Consider the following 14,583-nt stretch of genomic DNA (forward strand, 5'->3'; position numbering starts at 1 on the left):
GGAAGAAACTTTTTTTTTTCTCCCCCCCCCCCCCCCCCCGAAACTTTATAAACCACCTCGGGCGCAGCTTTACTGCGCCCGAGGTGGTTCCAATACATTAAAGATTCTATCTTCCAATAACCTCCGTAATCGGATTACCTACGTTGCCACTTGGAAACTGAATTTTCAGCAAAGCAGAAACAGTTGGTGCAATATCGGTCATAAAATAAGGCTTATTGCTTTCACCGTGCTTGATACCCCACCCCATAAAAATTAAAGGGATATGGGCATCATAAGAATTCCAGACACTGTGCGTGGTTCCGGTTTTCGAATAGGGAGGAAGCATTGAATCGTGTGAAATCAGCTGAATATCACCGCTTCTCTGTCTGTTGATCCCGTTGATAATTCTCTGTTTAATCGGTTCCGGAATACTTGCCTCCTGAACAGCAGTTGTAGAAACCGCATACAAATCTGAAGGATCATTTTCTAATTCCTGAACGGCAAATTTCTTGATCAGTTCCAAATCCAGGTTATTATCGGCAATTAATTTTCTATCGAAATAAATCTGATAATTATCCACGCCGTTGATCAGCTTATCCACTCCAAATTTAGTTTTGAGCTTTTCGTTAAGACTCTTTTCCATGCCCTCACCAAAAAATCCTGTGTTGATTTTGTGTGACTGTAAAAATCCGACAGAATGAGCACCGCCATGATCTGCCGATACAAAAACAGTATATTGATTTTTTCCTACTTTAGCATCAAGATATTTAAAGAATTTTGCCAAATCCTGATCAAGTCTGATATAAACATCCTCCACTTCGATTGAGTTTGGGCCGAATTTATGTCCCGCATAATCTGTTGATGCTAAATTGATTGCCAAGATATCGGTAATGTTGTCTCCTCCCAAATTCTCGCCCTCTACAGAAGCTTCGGCTAATTTCAGCGTTAAAGTATTTCCAAATGGTGTATAACGGATATTATCTTTCTTTAATTTATAATCTTCAGCAAGATTAGAATATGGGAATGTAGGAGTTTTTGAACTTCCCAAAAGACCTTCCCAAGGTGAATTGTCGGGTGTACTTTCTGTATATTGATCTATTGGCAATAAAGTATTCCAGCCGTTTGCAACCAATTGATCCGGCAGATTCTGTGAATTAAAGTTTTTCAGCCATTGCGGTAAATCATTCATGTACCAAGTGCTTGTAATGAAGTCTCCTGTAGAATCGTCAAACCAATACGCTCCGTTTGGTGTATGACCTGCGGGAAGTATTGAAGCTCGGTCTTTTAAAGAAACCCCCACTACTTTTCCCTGAAAATTGGTGGCTAATCTCAGTTCGTCCGTAACAGTTGTAGACCAAAGATTTTTCGGAGAATGGCTTCCTGCTTTTATATTGGTTGTTCCAACCGGTTGCACACTCTCGTCTGTTGTACAATATACATTTTTGCCTGTTTCCTTATCCGTCCAGTCGTTTCCTGCAATTCCGTGAATCGCGGGAACCGAACCCGTATAAATTGAAGTATGACCTAAAGCGGTAACTGTGGGAACATACGGAATATGCACATTATTTAATGAATACCCTTTATTTAAAAGTCTTTTGAATCCATCGTTCCCGTATTTGCTGTAGTAACGGTACAAATAATCCCACCTCATCTGATCAATGACCAAACCTACAACAAGTTTTGGTCTTTCGACCTGTGAATTCTTATTTTTCTGAGCATTGATTGTAATTACAGACATAAAGGTTGCTGCCGCAATTGAAATTTTCCTAAGCATTGTATAACTTTTTAGTGCACAAATTTACAGGTTTGACAGTTCTGATGTGTCAAATTTTGATTAATTATTTGTAATAAAAGTGATATTCAAGTCCATAGTAAAATCTTACGGACGAAACGGAGCATTAGGATCGGATATCATGGACAGTACAATATGACCGAATTGGGCATACCAATATGAGCGTATTGTACCGCACAACATATCCGTATTGTATCGACACAGATAAAGCTTCGCTATAAATATGATTGGAGATATGTTTAATAAGATTATTTTAAAAGATTATTTCATACTTAAAACTGATTTCTTTAAATTTGAGACCATTCTATTTCACATAAAACCAGTTGTGTAATGAAGTTTTTCATACCTTGTCTCTTATTTATTTCACTTATTTTGTTTATCTGGCTTTTGATGAGCAACATTAACCGGACTAAAGTTACGGCATCATTGAACGAGTTGGAAATCAATTCGCAGGTAGAGAAGCAAACAGCTTCACAGAAATCAGCAGGCTTAAAGAATCTTCCATCGAAAAAATTAATTATATTGAAGTAATAAAATCATCGTTTTTCAGAAAAATGTAAAAATCTGGACCAAAGTAATTTCAGCTTTCATCATCATCCAAATTGTACTTTATGCAACAAAGAGAGTTTCAGCTATAAAATCATAATATAATGAAAATTGACATCCGAAAACTTGAAAAACTACATTCGAACCCAACTCACTATTGGGGTCTTAATGGCTACGAAACTGATAAGATCTTTGCAATTTCCACCATCGAAACCGGGAACTGTTTTGAATTTAATCTAAGAGAAAAAAATCAACAATACAAAAAAATTTGGGAAATAAATGATTCAGATATTGAAGATTTAAATGAAATCATTGAACAAGGAAATTCCCTCGGAGCTTTTGAAAATGATGAACTGATTGGTTGGGCAATCTGCGATTACCGGCAATGGAATAACAGCCTTTTCATCGAAAATATTTTGGTCAGTGAAAAATTTCGCAGGAAAAATATCGGTAAGCTATTTATAAAAAATATTAGCAGAAAAGCCCGAGAACTTCAATGCAGACTCGTCGAACTTGAAACCCAGAACACCAATTATCCGGCAATAAAATTTTATCACAATGCCGGATTTACCATTACAGGAATCAACACAAAATTATATAAAGATTCTACAGAAACAGCTTTATATATGAGTTTCGATATGATATTATAAATTAACCTTTTCATTTGTTATAATAAATATTTTTCATTGATAAAGAAATATTATCTTTAAAAATTACTTATTAACATGAAAAAAACCATACTTCTCATATTATTTTTACTATTTCAGCAGTTTATTTTTGCACAAAAAAATCAATATTTCGATTTCATTAAAACCTGGAATTTTATTAAAATTACCATCCCGATCTCGCCGGCAGAAAAATGGATGCAGATAGTCTGTTTTTAAACAACATTGAAAAAGTGGATGCAAAACAGAGTTTTAATCATATCATTAAACAATTATCACAGAACCTGAACCCTGAGTTCTCTGCAGCACCCATATTTGATACTCAAAAAGACATACTCACTGTCAATCAAAATTTCGATTGGTTTCAAAAAAACAAAAAAATCAGTGCAGAAAATAAGAATTTACTGAATGCTATTTATAAAAACCGTTTCAATTACGAGCTTCTAAAAGAAGGAAAGCTTGTAAATGACGAGAAAAAATACCCATTTACGAAAGAGGAAAATCTTCCATTGAAATATCGATTATTAGCGATGGCAAAAATTCAGGGTATCGTTGATTATCTTTTTCCACACAAATATCTGATGGATAAACATTTTGATTCTTATTTTAATGATTTGTTGAATGAAGCCGTACAAGCTCTTTCCAGAAAGGATTTTGAAACTGTTCTTGCTAAAACGGTTTCCTATTTTCAGGACAGTCATGCTTTTGAGTTTTATCGTCAATTGAATTTCAGAGATGAAATTTTGTTTTCCTCTTCCTATTATCCACCGTTTGACTTTCAGATTGCAGACGATCATTTGCTGGTGACCAAACTTATTTTTCCCGAAATTTGTAATACAGCTCAGATCAGAGTCGGCGATATAATCACTGAAATTAACGGCAAAAGCATCAAACAAATTATAAATGAAAAAAGTAAATTACTTTCGGTTTCGAATTATCAAAAATTGATATTCGTACTTTCTACGTATGAATACAATTTAATCTGGCCAGATAAACTTTCGCAGAAAACCTTAAAAGTACAATCCGGTTCTAAGAAATTCTCTACAGAACTACCATTAATCAATGCAAAAGACAAAGCGCAGGTTACCGTTCTTTCCAATTACATCAACAATAAAAACAGGAAAAAACAAGACCACAGCTTGATTCATAAAGATATTGCTTACTTCAGAATAGATAAAACTCTGGATTTTATCAATAATGTTGATGATGATAAAATAGATGCTAAAATGGACAGTATTTTAAAGGATGCCTCACAGAAAAAAGCCATTGTTTTTGATATGAGAGGTTATCCCGATTGGGGCGGTTTCGTATATCACTACATTTATAAATATTTTTCACCAAAAGAAAATTATTTCGCAAAATATTACCAACCTGATTTGAAAAATATCGGCACATTTGTTTATAAAGATTACGATTATTTTCCTATTATTGAAAATAAAACGGTAAGCACTTATCATGGAAAAGTCTTTATCCTTGTAAATCCTGAAACACGAAGCGCTAGCGAATGGTATTCGATGAGCTTGCAGAAAATTTTCCCACATTCTTTAACGATTGGCCAACAAACTTCCGGTGCAGATGGAGATCTTGTCAAAGTAAACCTTCCGGGAGATTACATTTTGCAATTTACAGGAAACGGAATTTTTTATCCTGATCAATCACAAACTCAGCAAACAGGAATCCGGATCAATGAAGTGATCAAATATAAAGATCAAGATATTCTTGATAATCATGATCTTGAATTTGAACTGGTTTTGAATTCTTCAATTTTATCTTCGATAAAATTCTTGCGCCTTAGAAACAGCATTATTTTTTAATAAACTTTTGCGCCTTTGCGAAAACTAATAATCCCCTGTAAACCAATCAAAAACTTTATCGACAAAATCAATAAAACATATTACAATTTAATTTTGTACTAATCAGTACAATCATATACCTTTGTCTCATCAAATTAAGAAATGGCAGGAAGACCCAAAATATTCGACGAGCAGGAAGCGATTCAAAAAGCGACCGAAGTCTTTAGAAATAAAGGCTACAATACGGCTTCTGCAGATGAATTACTCGATGCCATGGGAATCGGAAAAGGAAGTTTTTATCTGGCTTTCAAAGGAGGAAAACAGGAATTGTACGTTCGGTCTATCAAACAGTTTGCGGAAGGTTTTAATCAAAAAATCGGGCAGGCGATTGAAAAAACGGACAACCAAATTGAATTGATCAGACAGTTTTTTCTGGCACTTGCAGATGCCCCGGATTGTGATATCGAAAAAGGTTGTTATCTTGGTAATGCATTGGTTCAGTTATCTGAAAAAGATGAAGATATTAAAAAAATCACAGCCGAATTGTTGAAAGGTTTACAAAAAATTTTTGCTAAATCGATCAAAAAAGCTCAGGAAAATAAACAATTAAAAACCAAAGAAAATCCAGAAATTCTGGCTTGGCATTTAACCAATTTATGGAACGGAATTCATGTCACGAGACGTATGGAAAGCTCTCCAAAAATCCTCAGATCAATGATTGAAATGAATTTGAGATTATTGGAATGATGAAGCGGGAAGGTGGATGATGGAGGTTTTATTTAGTACTGTTGATTTTGCGATTTATAAGCTTCCAGCAAAACGTAAAATTTTTTTATCATATTTTGTACCAAATAGTACAATATTTAGATTTGAATATAAATTAAACAGAACAAGTTATTATGAACATTACAAACAACACAATTTTAATTACTGGCGGAGGTTCAGGTATCGGATTAGAAATTGCAAAAGTATTAAGCCCTGCGAACAAAATCATCATTGTTGGCAGAAACAAAGAAAAATTGGATGCTGCGGCGAAAGATTTAGAAAACGTTTTCACTATTCAGGCGGATATTACGAATGAAAGTGATGTCAACAAATTGTATGAAGAAGTAAAAACTAGTTTCGGTGGGATCAATATTTTGATCAACAATGCAGGAAATGCTTACGTTTACAATCTTGCGACAGACGGTGATATTTACAGCAAAGCAGTAGCAGAATTTACAACAAATTATTTCGCTCCTCTTCGATTGACAGACAAATTTTTGCCTTTATTAAAAGAACAAAACGAAGCAGCCATCGTGAATGTTTCTTCCATTGTAGGATTCGTTCCGGGTTCGCATCTTCCGACGTACTCGGATTCTAAAGCAGCGCTCCATTCTCACACAAGATTATTGAGATACGAACTGGCAAAAGAAACCAACATCAAAGTTTTTGAATTGATGCCACCTTTGGTTGCCACAGATTTCTCTGCAGAAATTGGTGGTTTGGAAAATGGAATTCCGGCTTCCGATGTTGCCAATGATCTCGTAAAAGCTTTGCAGGAAAACATCTACGAAATTCGTGTAGGAAACACAGGTTTAATTTACGATAATTTCTTTGCCGCTACAGAAGGCGCTTTTGCTACTTTCAACAACTAAAAATTTCATCATTCCTGATTAGGAGTTGATTCCATATATTTTATCTCTCACGGTTTTTCGTGGGGGATTTTTTAATAATAAAATTTTCCGCTAATTTATTTCCATAAAGTTCAACATTGGACAAATCAAAAAATATTTTTAAAATCCCTGACCTCCACAACAAACAAAACTTGAACCCCACAACAAAATCCCCACCCCAAATAATCCCCAACTTTGTCTTGTAAAATTTAAATGAAAATGGAAAACGTACAGACAAAGAAAACAGTTTTGGTAACGGGAGGAACAGGATTTTTGGGAGTTCATACCGTTCTGCAATTATTACAACAAGGATATGAGGTGAAAACAACACTTCGTTCATTGTCGAAAAAAGACACCATCATCAAAGCATTGGAAGAAGGCGGAATTACAGATTTCTCGCACCTTTCATTTATTGAAGCAGATCTTACAAACGACAACAATTGGGACGAAGCCGTGAAAGATTGCGACTATGTTCTTCACGTTGCATCGCCTTTCCCTGCGCAAGATCCGAAGGATGAAAACGAACTCATTATTCCTGCGAGAGACGGTGCTTTGCGGGTGTTGAAAGCGTCACGTGATGCGGGCGTAAAAAGAGTGGTTTTAACCTCTTCCTTTGCGGCAGTCGGTTACAGCAAGAATATTAAAGACCACATTTTTACGGAAGAAGACTGGACGGATGTGAATGCAGAACTTCCAGCGTATATCAAATCAAAAACGGTTGCTGAAAAATCGGCTTGGGAATTCATCGAAAAAGAAGGCAACGGTTTGGAATTGTCGGTCATCAATCCTGTCGGAATTTTCGGCCCTGCCGTTGGAGGAATTACTTCTGCTTCATTAGACATTGCAGTTTCAGGAATTTTAGACGGAACTTTAAATTACACACCTACTTTTACGATGGGCGTTGTCGATGTGAGAGACGTTGTGGATATTCATATCAAAACAATGTTGAGTCCGAAAGCTGCCGGAGAACGTTTTATTGCAACTTCAGACAGCGTGATGAGCTTTTATGACGTTGCCGAATTATTCAAAAAAGAAAGACCTCAATACGCGGAAAATATTCAGAAATTAGAACCGATTGGTGAAGAACTCTACAAAGAAATGTCTAACGAAAAAGCAAAAACAATCCTTGACTGGAATCCGAGAAGCCGTGAAGAAGCATTGTTGGCAAGTGTGGATAGTTTGATGGGAAACTCTTAAATTTGTTTAAGTAAACTGTTCACACACTGAATCTACGCAGCCCGACTTGAACGGAGCTCTTTTTGTGTAGCAAAGCGGAACAAAAAAGCGGGAGTGGAAGGCGGGTAAGCTGCCCTAACAAAAAATATCAGATGAAATTCAACAATATACAATCCTGTCATTTAGGACCAGAAATTTCTCCGGAACAATTTATTCCGGAGCATTTCTTTTTGTTTTTGCTTAAAGGGTCGATGGTTTCTTATGACGGTTACAAACATTATTCGATGAAACCCGGCGATTATTGTATTGCACGGAAAAATCATTTGGTTCGATACACAAAATATAAAGAAGATGGAGGTTTTGAAAAGGTGATTATTGCTTTTGATGAAGCCTTTCTGAAGAGATTTTTGGAACGCCATCCTTACCAAATTGAACCGACCGATAATGACGATTCTTTTCTATTCATTCAAGAAGATAAGTTGATTCATAATTTCATTCAATCTCTAGAACCTTATTACAACGGATCTGAACAATTGGATGATACTTTTGTGGATATCAAGCGTGAAGAATTGTTGATGATTTTAATGAAAAACAATCCTGATCTTAAAAATATTTTCTTCAATTTCAATGTTCCACATAAAATTGATCTGGAATTATTTATGAATCACAATTATAAATTCAACATCAGTTTGGAGCGTTTTGCTTTTCTTACGGGACGAAGCTTATCAACTTTTAAAAGAGAATTCAAAACAATTTTCAACACAACACCAGGAAAATGGCTGATGAAAAAGCGCCTGGAAGAAGCCTATTTTTTGTTGAATAAAGAGCACAAAAAACCAAGTGATATTTACATTGATCTTGGTTTTGAAGACCTCTCCCACTTTTCTTTTGTTTTTAAAAAAGAGTTCGGATTTCCACCTTCAGCTTTGCAGAAGCAACATGTTGAACAGTAAAGGCTGTAATTTAACATAATTTTAAACTTTTACAACTGCTTTTAGCACCAATTTTGCTGAACCAGAAGCACAAATGATGTTTCTCAAATCTATGAAATATGAAGAAAATCGTTTTAACAGGAGCTTTGGTGGCATTCCTTTTTTGGTCGTGCAATAAGAAAGATGACCCACAAACTGTATCTCAGACTGAGAATAGTAAATCTAAATCTGATGCAGATGATTCTTCTGAAGTGATTTCAGAGACCGGCTATAACATCAGCAAAATTCCTGTAACAGATAAATTTCATGGAACTTTTCCTTATTTCAAGCTTCCGGAGGGGTATACTTTCACCGATCCTAATTCCTATCATGGAAACGGGCAGATAAAAGATTTTGATAAAGAATATTTTTACGATCATGGCTCTTACACTTCTATGGAAGGCAAAACGTACAAAGCAGAAATCCGTATTTCAGATGATTTTAAAGATAAAAAATTTTCCCCCCTTGAAATTCAGAAAAGTTTTGATGAACTGATCAAAAATCTTGGCGGCATAAAAATTAATATGGGCCAACCATTGAGGGAAGATGAAGAAGAACGATTGAAGAAGCAGGATCCTGATGCTTATAATCTTGGATACATGCACTCCTGCAACAACTGGAAAAATGTAAACACCTACATCATAAGAAGTACAGAAAAAGTAGTATTTGTACAATACAATTTAGGTAAAGATCAAACAAGCATTACGGTATTGGAAGCGAAACCTTTCGAGAACAAAATGTCGGTTGTAGATGAAAAACCGGATATGGATTCTATGAAAACCAAGAAAAAATAAATTCGAAAACATTTCTAACCTTTGTAAAATTTTGCAAAGGTTTTTCAAGCACAATCTTTACAAACCCCAGTCAAAATACAGTTTACCCTTTCCACGGAATAGCCTTTTTCTAAAGAAAACTGAACAGCAACGGGCAAGCATTCTATTGTTTCACATTTTGTACATCTGAAATGAAAATGATGGTCTGCCATTTTTTTTTCTTCACATTTGATGCAGACTGCGAAATATTGTCTACCATCTTCAGCAACGATTCTATGAAGGATGCCGTCTTCACAAAATCTGTTTAAAACACGATAAACAGTCGCTCTGTCGATATTGATATCAACCTTTTTCAATATCGTTTCCTGGCTCATTGCTTTTTTTGATTCTGTTAAGACATTGAGAACGGCTTCTTTCGTTGGGGTACTTCTCCTGATCATTTTTATTAATGCGATTATGTTGCAATAATAAAAAATTATTCTAACTTTGACAAACTTTTCAAGGAAGAATATTTACCAAAACTTAAAATCTGAAATTATGAACGAAGCACAATACGAAGTTATCATCATCGGCGGAAGTTATTCAGGATTATCTGCAGCCATGGCATTGGGAAGATCCATAAGAAAAACTTTAATTATAGACAGCGGGAAACCGTGCAACGAGCAAACTCCCCATTCTCATAATTTTCTGACACAGGATGGAAAAACACCTAAAGAGATCTCCGAATTATCTAGAAAACAGGTTTTAGAATATGAAACTGTAGAATTTCATCAGGGAAAAGCTATTAATGCTGAAAAAAATACAAATGGTTTTACGATTACTACCGAAAAAGGAGAAAAATTTCATTCAAAAAAATTAATTATAGCCACAGGAATTACCGATGAAATTCCAGATATCAAAGGTTTTAAAGAATCATGGGGAATATCTTTGATTCATTGTCCTTATTGTCACGGTTACGAATACAAGGGAAAAAAAACAGGCATTATTGCCAATGGAGATAAGGCGGTTCACATAGCTTCTTTAGTTAAAAACCTTACCGAAGACGTAACCCTAATCACGAGGGGAACAGCCAATTTTTCTGATGAACAGAAAGAAAAACTTGAAAGAAATCATATTCAGATTATTGAAAGTGAAATTACAGAATTAAAGCATCAAAACGGAATGGTCGAAAGCATCTTATTGTCTGATGGAAAAGAGATTGGGTTTGAAGCCGTTTACGGAGCATTTCCCTTTCATCAGCATTCTGAAATTCCCAAACAGCTGGGTTGCGAGTTTACCGAAATGGGACACATTAAGGCAGATTTCATGCAGAAAACGACTATTCCGGGAGTTTTTGTTTGCGGTGACAACTCTTCGATGATGCGTTCGGTTTCTAATGCGGTAATGACCGGAAATGTAGCCGGAGCGATGGTGAATATGGAATTGGTGACGGATTGTTTTATTTAAACCGAAGATTAACTATTAAAAAGAGAATTAAGAAAGATTTTATTGAACTAAAATTCAGTTTTTGTAGATTTGATTAAATTATATCAATCAAAAATGAATAAATTTCATCAGATTCTCTTTTTAGTCTTAAGCTTATTTGTGAATGCACAAAATCATAGATTTATTTACGAATATAACTACGTTCCTGATTCGACAAAAGTTGACAGTACTCTAACTGAAAATATGCGTCTTACTATTTTTAAAGATCATTCTGAGTTTTTGAGTGAAATGAAAGCGAGAAGAGATTCTGCTATTTTAAAATCCTCACAAAAAGTTAATGGACACATTGGAACAGATCTATTACCTGGAAATCTACGGTCTATGGTTTGGAAAAATAGAGATGGCTTAAGGAATTTCTCGACAGAATTCATCGGCATAGAATCATATAAAGTCTTAGATGAAAATAGCTTAAACTGGCAATTAATTAATGAAACTCAGAAAATCCAAAATTATCATTGTCAGAAAGCAGTATTACAATTTGGTAATCGGGAATGGACGGCTTGGTTTACTACTGAATTACCGTTTCAGGATGGTCCACATTTATTCAGAAAGCTTCCAGGTATGATTGTAGTGATTGAAGATTCTAAAAAACACCATTCTTTCCGGCTTATTGCAAACTATAAAACTTCAGATGATCCTAAAATTGAAAAGAACAACAAGCTCATGAAAACCTATGAAGTTACGCGAAAACAATTTAACAAAAAATGGAATGAATTTAGAAAAAATCCGATTGGAATGAATGAGCAGTTTGCACGTATAACCCCGCAAGCGAGTGATTTTAAAATACTTGATAAAACAGGAAAAGAATTAGATTTAAATGAGTACAGAAAAAGTGAACGGGAAGCAACAAAGCGAAAAGTGGAAAAAAACAATAATTTTTTAGATTTAAGTCTATACCAATAAAATCAGATTTTCAAAGCCAAAATTACTTATCTTTAAGTTCAATATTCAAACATAATGAATACAGAACTGTGGAAAAAAATAGAAAAGTTCGATTTTGATCTTCCTGTAAGCGAGTATAATTTTACGTTAAGATTAGCTCATGAAAACTACTGGACGCAGAATTTTACACAACAGGCAATTTTAGAATATAAGAAATTCATGTATCTTGCTTCGGTTTCAGATATGATGGTTTCACCTTCAGAAATTGTAGATACGGTTTGGCATCAACATCTTATTTTCACAAAATCTTATTATGAATTTTGTCAGATTTTAGGAAAGCAGATTCAGCATATTCCTTCTACACACAATAAAGAAGATTTTCAGAAATTTAAACAAGCAAAAGAGCGCACCACAAAATTATACGAAGCTCATTTTGGTAATCAGCCGGGAAAAATCTGGAACCGTTCAAATCTTTACGGCAGTCTGAATCTTAAAAAATCCAGATTTAAACTCAGAACGGCAGTGATTATCGGAATTACATCATTCATCATTCTGACTGTTCCGCTTTATCTTTTGCTGAAACCATTGTATTACAGTATAGAGAATCCTGATTTTATTATTCTTTATTTGAGTTTAATTATATGTGCCGTTCTTGGTTTGGAATGGTTCAACCGAAGAAAACTGGCACAGTCCATTCAAATGTTTGACAAAGATTCTTTCGTTTTTGAACTTCGGCCTTATGAACTCATTTATTTAAAAAATCAAAATATCTCTACTGTCATCAACGGAACGGTGAACGAATTAATCGACAATGGATCTATTAAAATAAATAAAGATAAAACAATCAGCGCCAACAATTTAACTTTTATAAAATCAAGAGAACATCAGCAGGTAATTGATTTATTAAATGAGCTTGGCCAGGTATCCTATCAAAATCTTTTAATTCAGTTGATGACTAAGCCTGTATTTGCAAATATTATAAAATCGATGTCTGCAGTTAAAAAATATTTTAACCGTTCCAAGATTTTTTCCAATTTATTTGTCATAAATTTGATTGTTTTTCTGTTATTAATCATGTTTGGGTTCCTTAGAACTGCAACAGGAATTTTACGGGAAAAGCCTGTTTCACAAATAAGTTTTGCTGTTATCCTGCTGACTTTGTTTATGATTGGATATTTATTCCGGTTGACCATTTTATTCAGTACAAAAGTTTTACCCGATTTTTACAGAACAATCATTTTGCCTAAAAGAAACACCAGCAATGATTGGCAATGGAGTTATTTTCTGATGGGAACAGCTGTTTTGACAGCATCTTTTGTTCCATTAATCCTACGCACAGCATCAAATGACTCAGGCAGCAGTTGCGGAACTTCATCATCTTCAGATTCATCCTGTGGCAGCTCATGCAGCAGTTGCGGTGGTTGTGGTGGAGATTAATACCTAATTAATTTAAAGATGAGAATATTTATAAAATATTTAAGAATTTTCTCTCTCATTTCATATTCGTTAATAATGTTGATGGGACAAATAATTCCAATTCCATTTATTTTTTGGTTAAGTTTTACGGTTTTTGATTTTGGAAATATTGACCAACTTTTTGCTTTCTTAGGCCTTTTAGGAATGATTTTAAATCTAATAAAATTCAAATATGACATTTTATTTTCATTATTAGGTTTAGCCTTGATGATTATTGCAGTTGCAAGTCGGTTGGCCTATGTTTCTGTAGAAGCATTAAATTATCCTGCTTTTACTATTCCTTTATTTATTTTCCTAATTACTCAAATTACCTTGATTATTTTAAGAATAAGAAACAAGTCTTAATAAAAAACTTAAACTAAAAAATCAAAAAAACCACACTTTTTCAAGTGCGGTTTAATTATATAAAGTTTAATTTAATTAAAACTTCAAATCTCCGTTTACTTCTCTTACTGCTTTTGCAGCTTCAGCAAACTTCAATTGTTCAGCAGCTGTTAAAGTAACGTTTACGATTTTTTCAACTCCGTTTTTCCCGATGATGGCAGGAACACCTAGACAGATATCTGTTTCGTTGTATTCTCCGTCAAGCATTAAAGAACAAGGAATCATTTTCTTTTGGTCACAAGCAATTGCCTGAACCATTACAGAAACTGCTGCACCCGGTGCATACCAAGCTGAAGTTCCTAATAATTTTGTTAATGTTGCTCCACCAACTTTAGTTTCCTCAATCACGTAGTTTTGTTGCTCATCGCTAAGAAATTCTGTTACAGGAACACCATTTCTTGTTGCTTTGCTCAATAACGGAAGCATTCCCGTATCACTGTGTGCAGCGATTACCATACCGTCAACATCAGAAATTGGAGCTTCTAAAGCTTCAGCCAACCTGTATTTGAATCTTGCAGAATCCAAAGCACCCCCCATACCGATGATCTTATGCTTAGGAAGACCTGAAGTTTTGTGTACCAAATAAGCCATTGTATCCATCGGGTTAGAAACCACGATAATGATAACATCCGGAGAGTTTTTCACTAAGTTTTCAGTAACTTCTTTTACGATTCCTGCGTTGATACCAATCAATTCCTCTCTGGTCATTCCCGGTTTTCTTGGGATCCCTGAAGTGATTACTGCAATGTGAGAACCAGCTGTTTTACTATAGTCTCCTGTTGTTCCTGTAATTTTTGTATCAAATCCGTTCAGAGATGCAGTCTGCATCAAATCCATTGCTTTTCCTTCTGCAAAGCCTTCTTTGATATCTACTAAAACCACTTCTGAACAGAAGTTTTTCATCGCGATGTATTCTGCACAACTTGCACCTACAGCGCCCGCACCTACTACAGTTACTTTCATAATGTTTACTTTTTATTATTTATTATTGTTAGTTTAAAATTTT

Annotated in this window: 15 protein-coding genes; 12 read left to right on the top strand and 3 right to left on the bottom strand. The window is 34.8% G+C overall.

What is annotated here, in order from left to right:
• Positions 1-106: 106 nt before the first annotated feature.
• Positions 107-1,753: an alkaline phosphatase PafA gene (pafA, locus tag ACR1PN_RS11425; protein ID WP_378180135.1), complete on the bottom strand. Its 1,647-nt coding sequence runs from the start codon at positions 1,751-1,753 to the stop codon at positions 107-109.
• A 348-nt stretch (positions 1,754-2,101) separates the two neighbouring features.
• Here pafA and ACR1PN_RS11430 point away from each other — a divergent pair, with 348 nt between their 5' ends.
• From ACR1PN_RS11430 to ACR1PN_RS11465, 8 genes are all read left to right on the top strand, one after another.
• Positions 2,102-2,302, top strand: coding sequence for a hypothetical protein (locus ACR1PN_RS11430; protein WP_433980137.1), 201 nt, complete (start codon positions 2,102-2,104; stop codon positions 2,300-2,302).
• 119 nt (positions 2,303-2,421) lie between these two features.
• Entirely contained in the window at positions 2,422-2,967 is a 546-nt protein-coding gene (locus ACR1PN_RS11435; protein ID WP_433980138.1) for a GNAT family N-acetyltransferase, read from the top strand.
• Positions 2,968-3,176: 209 nt separating this feature from the next.
• Positions 3,177-4,796, top strand: coding sequence for a S41 family peptidase (locus ACR1PN_RS11440; protein WP_433980139.1), 1,620 nt, complete (start codon positions 3,177-3,179; stop codon positions 4,794-4,796).
• Positions 4,797-4,937: 141 nt separating this feature from the next.
• Positions 4,938-5,522, top strand: coding sequence for a TetR/AcrR family transcriptional regulator (locus ACR1PN_RS11445; RefSeq protein ID WP_378180121.1), 585 nt, complete (start codon positions 4,938-4,940; stop codon positions 5,520-5,522).
• Between the two features lie 152 nt (positions 5,523-5,674).
• Complete coding sequence (locus ACR1PN_RS11450) at positions 5,675-6,412, top strand: SDR family oxidoreductase (RefSeq protein ID WP_433980140.1); 738 nt, start codon at positions 5,675-5,677, stop codon at positions 6,410-6,412.
• Between the two features lie 237 nt (positions 6,413-6,649).
• Complete coding sequence (locus tag ACR1PN_RS11455) at positions 6,650-7,627, top strand: SDR family oxidoreductase (protein ID WP_433980141.1); 978 nt, start codon at positions 6,650-6,652, stop codon at positions 7,625-7,627.
• Between the two features lie 131 nt (positions 7,628-7,758).
• Positions 7,759-8,559 (top strand): helix-turn-helix domain-containing protein, encoded by an 801-nt coding sequence (locus tag ACR1PN_RS11460; protein ID WP_433980142.1) that lies wholly within the window; start codon positions 7,759-7,761, stop codon positions 8,557-8,559.
• A gap of 98 nt (positions 8,560-8,657) precedes the next feature.
• Entirely contained in the window at positions 8,658-9,371 is a 714-nt protein-coding gene (locus ACR1PN_RS11465) for a hypothetical protein (RefSeq protein ID WP_433980143.1), read from the top strand.
• Positions 9,372-9,415: 44 nt separating this feature from the next.
• Here ACR1PN_RS11465 and ACR1PN_RS11470 read toward each other — a convergent pair whose 3' ends face one another.
• Positions 9,416-9,790: a Fur family transcriptional regulator gene (locus ACR1PN_RS11470; RefSeq protein ID WP_433980144.1), complete on the bottom strand. Its 375-nt coding sequence runs from the start codon at positions 9,788-9,790 to the stop codon at positions 9,416-9,418.
• A 97-nt stretch (positions 9,791-9,887) separates the two neighbouring features.
• Here ACR1PN_RS11470 and ACR1PN_RS11475 point away from each other — a divergent pair, with 97 nt between their 5' ends.
• The 4 genes from ACR1PN_RS11475 (at position 9,888) to ACR1PN_RS11490 (ending at position 13,538) form a co-directional block, all read left to right on the top strand.
• Positions 9,888-10,796: an NAD(P)/FAD-dependent oxidoreductase gene (locus ACR1PN_RS11475; RefSeq protein ID WP_433980145.1), complete on the top strand. Its 909-nt coding sequence runs from the start codon at positions 9,888-9,890 to the stop codon at positions 10,794-10,796.
• 93 nt (positions 10,797-10,889) lie between these two features.
• On the top strand, positions 10,890-11,738 hold the full coding sequence (locus tag ACR1PN_RS11480) for a GLPGLI family protein (protein ID WP_433980146.1): 849 nt from the start codon (positions 10,890-10,892) through the stop codon (positions 11,736-11,738).
• Between the two features lie 54 nt (positions 11,739-11,792).
• Positions 11,793-13,154 carry a glycine-rich domain-containing protein gene (locus tag ACR1PN_RS11485; RefSeq protein WP_433980147.1) on the top strand — a complete coding sequence of 454 codons (1,362 nt, stop codon included), beginning with the start codon at positions 11,793-11,795 and terminating at the stop codon, positions 13,152-13,154.
• Between the two features lie 81 nt (positions 13,155-13,235).
• Positions 13,236-13,538: a hypothetical protein gene (locus ACR1PN_RS11490; RefSeq protein WP_433980148.1), complete on the top strand. Its 303-nt coding sequence runs from the start codon at positions 13,236-13,238 to the stop codon at positions 13,536-13,538.
• A 75-nt stretch (positions 13,539-13,613) separates the two neighbouring features.
• Here the strand turns inward: ACR1PN_RS11490 and ACR1PN_RS11495 are convergent, their stop codons facing one another.
• The gene (locus tag ACR1PN_RS11495) at positions 13,614-14,540 is read right to left on the bottom strand and encodes a malate dehydrogenase (RefSeq protein ID WP_378180091.1); all 927 of its coding nucleotides are present in this window, start codon (positions 14,538-14,540) and stop codon (positions 13,614-13,616) included.
• Between the last annotated feature and the right edge of the window lie 43 nt (positions 14,541-14,583).

This window comes from Chryseobacterium sp. RLHN22 (genome assembly GCF_051011795.1).
In the GTDB taxonomy this organism is placed as follows: domain Bacteria; phylum Bacteroidota; class Bacteroidia; order Flavobacteriales; family Weeksellaceae; genus Chryseobacterium; species Chryseobacterium zhengzhouense.

Coding starts and splice junctions, on each gene's coding strand:
- pafA (WP_378180135.1), bottom strand. CDS start 1,753: ATGCTTAGGAAAATTTCAATTGCGGCAGCAACCTTTATGTCTGTAATT.
- ACR1PN_RS11430 (WP_433980137.1), top strand. CDS start 2,102: ATGAAGTTTTTCATACCTTGTCTCTTATTTATTTCACTTATTTTGTTT.
- ACR1PN_RS11435 (WP_433980138.1), top strand. CDS start 2,422: ATGAAAATTGACATCCGAAAACTTGAAAAACTACATTCGAACCCAACT.
- ACR1PN_RS11440 (WP_433980139.1), top strand. CDS start 3,177: ATGGATGCAGATAGTCTGTTTTTAAACAACATTGAAAAAGTGGATGCA.
- ACR1PN_RS11445 (WP_378180121.1), top strand. CDS start 4,938: ATGGCAGGAAGACCCAAAATATTCGACGAGCAGGAAGCGATTCAAAAA.
- ACR1PN_RS11450 (WP_433980140.1), top strand. CDS start 5,675: ATGAACATTACAAACAACACAATTTTAATTACTGGCGGAGGTTCAGGT.
- ACR1PN_RS11455 (WP_433980141.1), top strand. CDS start 6,650: ATGGAAAACGTACAGACAAAGAAAACAGTTTTGGTAACGGGAGGAACA.
- ACR1PN_RS11460 (WP_433980142.1), top strand. CDS start 7,759: ATGAAATTCAACAATATACAATCCTGTCATTTAGGACCAGAAATTTCT.
- ACR1PN_RS11465 (WP_433980143.1), top strand. CDS start 8,658: ATGAAGAAAATCGTTTTAACAGGAGCTTTGGTGGCATTCCTTTTTTGG.
- ACR1PN_RS11470 (WP_433980144.1), bottom strand. CDS start 9,790: ATGATCAGGAGAAGTACCCCAACGAAAGAAGCCGTTCTCAATGTCTTA.
- ACR1PN_RS11475 (WP_433980145.1), top strand. CDS start 9,888: ATGAACGAAGCACAATACGAAGTTATCATCATCGGCGGAAGTTATTCA.
- ACR1PN_RS11480 (WP_433980146.1), top strand. CDS start 10,890: ATGAATAAATTTCATCAGATTCTCTTTTTAGTCTTAAGCTTATTTGTG.
- ACR1PN_RS11485 (WP_433980147.1), top strand. CDS start 11,793: ATGAATACAGAACTGTGGAAAAAAATAGAAAAGTTCGATTTTGATCTT.
- ACR1PN_RS11490 (WP_433980148.1), top strand. CDS start 13,236: ATGGGACAAATAATTCCAATTCCATTTATTTTTTGGTTAAGTTTTACG.
- ACR1PN_RS11495 (WP_378180091.1), bottom strand. CDS start 14,540: ATGAAAGTAACTGTAGTAGGTGCGGGCGCTGTAGGTGCAAGTTGTGCA.